The sequence below is a fragment of the Mesorhizobium sp. M2A.F.Ca.ET.042.01.1.1 genome (genome assembly GCF_003997405.1).
Taxonomy (GTDB): Bacteria; Pseudomonadota; Alphaproteobacteria; order Rhizobiales; family Rhizobiaceae; genus Mesorhizobium.
On the sequence record NZ_RZRX01000366.1, the window covers coordinates 1 to 4445 of the forward strand.

Below are 4445 nucleotides of genomic sequence, written 5' to 3' on the forward strand. Positions count from 1 at the left end.
GTGTTGATGTTCAATTGCAGCAGCCCGGTCTTGAGCGTGACCAGGAGCAGCACGGCCGCGAACACGCCGCCGACGCCGCCGCGCCCACCGGTGATGGCGATGCCGCCAAGCATCGCGGCGGTCAGCGATTCCAGCTCGAGGTTCTGGCCGATATTGGGCCTGCCGCTGCCGAGCCAGGCGAGCGAAACCAGGCCGGCGGCGCCGGCGAGCGCGCCGCTCAGGGCAGAGGATGAAGCGCACGCGATCGACAGGAATGCCGACCAGCCTGGCCGAGCGTTCGTTGAAGCCCATCGCGTAGATCCAGCGCCCCCAGGCCGTCGCCATCAGCGCAAGGCCGGCCAGCGCGAAGCAGGGGATGGCCAGGGTGAGGAAGGGCACGGGAATGCCGGCGACGACACCGCGTCCCCACACAAGCAGCCATCCTGGCACGCCCGACTGGGCCGCGCCGCCGGTGACGGCAAGCGCCACGCCGGAATAGACGAAGAAGGTGCCGAGCGTCGCGATGAAGGGCAGCAGCGCCAGGCCGTTCACCAGCAATCCGTTGAGGGCGCCGAGCGCTGCGCCGGCCAGGATGCAGACGGCCGGCACCAGGACCGGCGGCAAGCCCAGTTTGAGCGACAGCATCGCGACGACGGCGGAGAGCGAAACCGCGCCGCCGACCGACAGGTCTATGCCTGTGCCGCCGGCCAGGATGACCATCCCCTGTCCGAGGCCGACCAGCGCCAGGATGGTCGAGAACTGAAGAATGGTGGTTACGGTGCCGAGATTGAAGACGGAAGGCTTGAGCGCCAGCAGGCCGACAATCACGATCAGCCACAGCGCGCACAGCAAAGCCAGGGTCAGGGCCGGGCCCTGCAGGTTCCGAAGCGTTCTCATGCGCGGGCTCGCTGGAACCGGGTAAGAGGCAGGCGATTGGAGACCGCTTCGAAGCCGAGCACACCGATGATCAGCACGCCGGTGACGACCGGCTGCCAAAGCGAGGGGACACCGATGAGAAGCAGGCCATTCTGGAGAATTCTGAGCAGGAGCACGCCGAGCACCGTGCCGAGCAGGCTGCAGCGGCCGCCCAATATGCTTGTGCCGCCGAGAATGACCGCGGCGATGGCATCCAGCGCCGAGGTGCTGCCGATAGACATTTCGACATTGCGGTAGGTGGCGACATAGAAGGTGGCGGCAATGCCGGTCAGGACGCCGCTGATGACAAAGGTCGTGAAGCGGACCTTGATCACCGGTATTCCCGAGAGCCGTGCCTTTTCTTCCGAATTGCCGATCGCCAGCAGATGCAAGCCATAGGGCGTTCGCCGCAGTGCCAGCCAGACAATCAGATAGGCAACGGCAATCACCAGGGCCGGCACGGGGATGCCGAGCACGGTGGTTGCCAGCAGATCAGTGAGGCCCGAGGGCAGGCCGGAAAGCCATTGCCCGCCAAGCAGCGCAAACACGGCGGTCCGGTAGACGCCGAGCAGGCCGAGCGTTCCGACGATGGCCGGAACGCGGCCCAGGACGACGATGGCGGCCGTCACGCAGCCCAGCAGCGCACCGACGAGCGGGCCCGCGGCAAGCGCGACGAACGGGCTGCCATCGGCGCCAAGAACGCGGCCGATGGCGATGGCCGCGAGGCCCATGACGATGCCGATCGAGACATCGATGCCGCCCATGGCGAGCAGTAGGGTCATGCCGAGGCCGATCAGCAGCAGCTCGACGCTGTTGCGCAGCACGGTGACCGCGTTGCCCGGGGTCGCGTAGTGCGGCGATGCGACAGAAAAGATGACGACCGCAAGCAAACAGGCGACAAGCAAAGACCACTCCCGCCCATTCATGGAGAAGACGCCGGTTCCAGACTGCCGCACCACGTTCACGTCAGGCTCAGAAGTTGAACTGGTCGACATTGTCCTTGGTGAAGACGGCCGGCGGCCCGAGCAGCAGGATGCCCTTGGCGGCATCATAGGTGGCGGGCTTGTCGAGGCCGGCAACCTTGTTTTCGGCCTCGAAGCTCTTGCCGTCGATAAGCTGCTTGCCGGCCCAGACCGTCAGGTAGCCGAGCTGTTCAGGGTCCCACAGCACGGTGAAGCCGAAGGCGCCGCTCTTCAGATAGGAGCGGGCGGTGTTCGGGCTGCAGTAACCGGTCCCGATAACCGAGCCGATCTTGCCGGCGGTCTCGATCGCCTGGGCAACGCCCGGGCAGGTCGAGGATGCGACGGCGATGATGGCCTTGATATCGGGATTGGCGGCCATGAGGTCGCCCGAGATCTGCGCGGCGCGCTCGGCCGTGCCGCCGGCGAATTGCGGGGCGAGCAGCTTCAGCTTGGGATATTTGGCGGCGGCTTCCTTCTGCATGAAGCCGATCCAGGCGTTGAGGTTGGACGCGGTCGCCTCACCGGAGACGATGCCGATCGTGGCGTCCTCGCCGACGCGCTTGACCAGTTCGTCGATGATCGTGGTGCCGAGCCCCTCGTCTGTCGCCTGCGCCACATAGACCGCGCGGCCGCTGTCGGGAGCGTCGCTGTCGCTGGTGAACAATTTGATGCCTTTGGCCTTGGCGCTCTCCACCACCGGGGCGATGCTCGAAGCATCGAGAACGGAGACCGAGACCGCTTCGACGCCCTGGTCGATCAGGTTCTGCACGATCTGCAACTGGTCGACCGGGTTGGTGTCGACTGGGCCGGAATAGACGAAATCGACGCCGAGATCCTTGGCGGCTCGGTTGCCGCCGGCCTCCATGGCGTTGAAATAGGGGATGCCGATCAGCTGCGGCACGAAGGCGACCTTATGCTTGTCTGCCGCATGCGCCGCCGTCGCGGCGACCAACGACAGCGCGGAGGCGGCGAGCACTTTCCTGAGTTGTGAAAGCATTGTGTGTGATCCTCTCTGGAATGACGTGCGTTTCAGTTTGTTTTTTCGAGCGCCCGCACGTCGGGATGGGCGCCTGTTATGAGTGAAACGACTTCCTCGTGATTGGTCTCCGCGGCCAGGCGTTCGGCCACCTTGCGGCCGCGCCGGAACACCACGATCCGGTCGGCAACCTCGAAGACTTCGGAAATGTTGTGGCTGATCAGCACGACGGCGCAGCCGCGGCCGGCAAGGCGCCGAGTTAGCGCCAGCACTTTGCGGGTCTCGGCGACGGCAAGGGCGGCCGTCGGTTCATCCATGATGACCAGCCGGGCGTTGAGATTGAGCGCCCGGCAGATGGCGACGGCTTGGCGCTGGCCGCCCGACAGGCTGCCGACCGGAGCGTCGGGATCGGAGATATGGGCGTCGAGCTCCTGCAGAAGGCCGTCGACGCGCTGGCGCATCTCGGCTCGTTTCAGAAAAGGGATGCCAAAAATGGAGCGTTTCAATTCGCGGCCGAGGAAGACGTTCTCGGCGATCGAAAGGTTCTCCGAAAGCGCCAGTTCCTGGAAGATTGTCGCGATTCCGGACGCCGCGGCATCCTTGGGCGAGGCGAACGCGACCGCTTTGCCTTCAATGAGAAGCTCGCCGTCGCTCGGCGGATGAGCGCCGGCCAGGATCTTGATGAAAGTCGACTTGCCAGCGCCGTTGTCGCCGAGCAGCGCCAGCACTTCGCCGGGCCGGATTTCCAGGTCGACATCGGCAAGGGCGGTCAGCGCGCCGAAGCGCTTGGCGATGTTCCTGGCAACGAGAAAGGGTGCCGTCATGACGGTCTCTCCGGCATTCGTGGATAGGCTAGGCGGCCTTGCTGACCCAGCGCAGCACATTGGTCCAAAGCCGCGCATAGCCTTGCCATTCGACGAAGCTGTTTGGCAGCCAGTGCGGGCCGATGTCCGACGTCCAGACCAGGGTGCGCCCCTCGCCATGGCGCCCGGTCACCAACAGCGGATGACCGCCCTGATCCAGCGGCAGCCGCGCCAGGATCTCGACATCGTCCCGGTCTCGGGCAACGACCTCGTTGGCGCCTAGCAGGATCGGCCATTCGCCCTCGATGCCGGCAAGTATCTGGTGATCCCTGGCGCCGGTGATTTGAGGCCGAAAGCCCTCGGGGATTTCGAGCCGGTCGTCATAGGGAAGACAGGTCACCGGCAGCGCGTCCTCGACGGCCGTGCGGTGCCAGCGGGCCTTGCCGTCGATGCCCTGGAAGCTGAAATAGCCGCCGATCATGACCAGGCCGCCGCCTGCCCTCGTCCAATCGCGCAGAAGCTTGAGCCGGTTGGGCACGGTCTTGCCGTGCAGCCAGACATCGGGATGCAGCAAAAGCGAGTTGGCACCGATATCGGAGAGCACGATCGCCTTGTATTGCGACAGGCCCTCCATGGTGAAAGGCAGCTTTTCAACCGCCTCGTGGGCCGGCATGTATTCAAGATCGAACTCGCTGTCCTTCAAGGCGTTGACCAAAGGCGTGGCGCCGAGATGGAAGGTGACGCTGCCGAACTGGTCGAAGCCCTTGTAGTGGGTGGCGGAACTCATCCAGCTCTCGCCGACCAGAAGGA

At 65.2% G+C, this 4445-nt stretch carries 5 protein-coding genes; all 5 read right to left on the minus strand.

The window, feature by feature from the left end; translation table 11 throughout:
• A partial coding sequence (locus EOA23_RS31840; RefSeq protein ID WP_245474410.1) for an ABC transporter permease occupies positions 1-876 on the minus strand: 876 nt, incomplete at its 3' end.
• Positions 873-1799 (minus strand): ABC transporter permease, encoded by a 927-nt coding sequence (locus EOA23_RS31845; protein WP_245474411.1) that lies wholly within the window; start codon positions 1797-1799, stop codon positions 873-875. The genes EOA23_RS31845 and EOA23_RS31840, both read right to left, overlap by 4 nt.
• 67 nt (positions 1800-1866) lie before the next feature.
• A complete protein-coding gene (locus EOA23_RS31850; protein ID WP_127307007.1) occupies positions 1867-2853 on the minus strand; it encodes an autoinducer 2 ABC transporter substrate-binding protein in 987 nt (328 codons plus the stop codon).
• A gap of 32 nt (positions 2854-2885) precedes the next feature.
• Positions 2886-3656: an ATP-binding cassette domain-containing protein gene (locus tag EOA23_RS31855; RefSeq protein ID WP_127307008.1), complete on the minus strand. Its 771-nt coding sequence runs from the start codon at positions 3654-3656 to the stop codon at positions 2886-2888.
• Positions 3657-3684: 28 nt separating this feature from the next.
• Positions 3685-4445, minus strand: a 761-nt coding sequence (locus tag EOA23_RS31860) for a glutamine amidotransferase (protein WP_127307009.1), incomplete at its 5' end; no start/stop codon positions are given.

Excerpts from the sequence above, each read along its gene's own strand:
- EOA23_RS31855 (WP_127307008.1), bottom strand. The coding sequence starts at position 3,656 with ATGACGGCACCCTTTCTCGTTGCCAGGAACATCGCCAAGCGCTTCGGC.
- EOA23_RS31850 (WP_127307007.1), bottom strand. The coding sequence starts at position 2,853 with ATGCTTTCACAACTCAGGAAAGTGCTCGCCGCCTCCGCGCTGTCGTTG.